The sequence below is a fragment of the Dellaglioa carnosa genome, assembly GCF_026948345.1.
In the GTDB taxonomy this organism is placed as follows: Bacteria; Bacillota; Bacilli; order Lactobacillales; family Lactobacillaceae; genus Dellaglioa; species Dellaglioa algida.
On sequence record NZ_JANXLI010000014.1, the window covers coordinates 1 to 1257 of the forward strand.

Consider the following 1257-nt stretch of genomic DNA (forward strand, 5'->3'; position numbering starts at 1 on the left):
TGAACTTGCATTTTATTGTACTCTTCTTGAACTAATTTAAATAAATCAGTCATCGTGTATGCTTGCCCGAACCATTTTTTACCGGCTGATGCATAATAACCATCCGGATCGGTATGGTCTGTACCCCCTAAGTATCTAGTTACATCGCCATGGGACCACACAGTTGCTCCATTACCTCTGTTACCGCCTGTTGCCAATACCGGTTTTAATTTATAATGATTTAAAACGTATGCGGTATAGTAAGCGGCGTTCTTAATTTCCCTCGCAAACGCATCTTTACTTTTCACTTCTACTTGTTCAAATTGAACAAATCGTGCGTTACCTTTAGGGCCAGATCCCCAACTCATATTATTTGTATCCGCGATATTAATAATATGGCTGTTATCTACAAATGTATGTACAAATGCATTCTCATAGTTAGACTTCATATATGCAATTTCATTATTAATCGTTGAATTAGGATTAGCCGTTTCATGAACAACAACACCTTCTGGATGATTCTTACCTTTTCTATATCCCATATCGTCAGTTGGAAAACCGCTCCATATTGGAAAACTTATTCCGCTACTTTGAATATTTTTAGAATGGATATAGTCGTTTACTTTAGATGCTGATATATTTTTTTGATTATCCGATATAAGCAGGCCTCCGACTGTTATCCCTAAAATAACTGAAAGACTTATTACTATTTTTTTTCTCATTATTCTCCCCATATTCTCCCCATCTATCATTTATATCTGTTATTTAATCGTTAGTGCACTTTCAAATGCCCAGAAACTTCCGTTACCAACCATAACTCGATACATTACCATTTGATTACCGTTGTAATCATAAATAATGGCTTTAGAATTAGTTTTAAATGTTTGATTCTTGTACGTTTGTGCATTACCTATATTTAATGATAACCAATCTGAATTATAAACATGACTACGTAAATTAGATGATCTCCCATTAAATGTCGCCGTCGTTGTTTCCGGTAGTGCAACATAGTCAATCTTTCTGAGTTGTAATGCTCTTCCATCTACCCAATACTTCGTATTTGAACCGGCTACCCGAATTCGATACCAAGTTGATTGGTTATCTTTATTGGCTGTACAATCCATATATACTTCTTTTCCTGCCAATTGTGAAGCTGATCCTTTTGACGCGCTTCCCACTGTATTTGAAACGTGGTTATATAGATTATAACCATTTCCTACAACCTTAGCCGTCTCTGATCCAGTTCCATCTCGGTATGATACTTTTGAATAACTACTT

1 protein-coding gene and 1 pseudogene are annotated in these 1257 nt (G+C 35.8%); both read right to left on the reverse strand.

The features are described 5' to 3' along the window. Positions 1–701 (reverse strand): peptidoglycan recognition protein family protein (locus tag N0K80_RS07790; protein ID WP_269026248.1); only part of this gene is annotated, 701 nt, incomplete at its 3' end. A 39-nt stretch (positions 702–740) separates the two neighbouring features. Then, positions 741–1257 (reverse strand): annotated as a pseudogene (locus N0K80_RS07795) (GW dipeptide domain-containing protein); the annotation flags it as partial.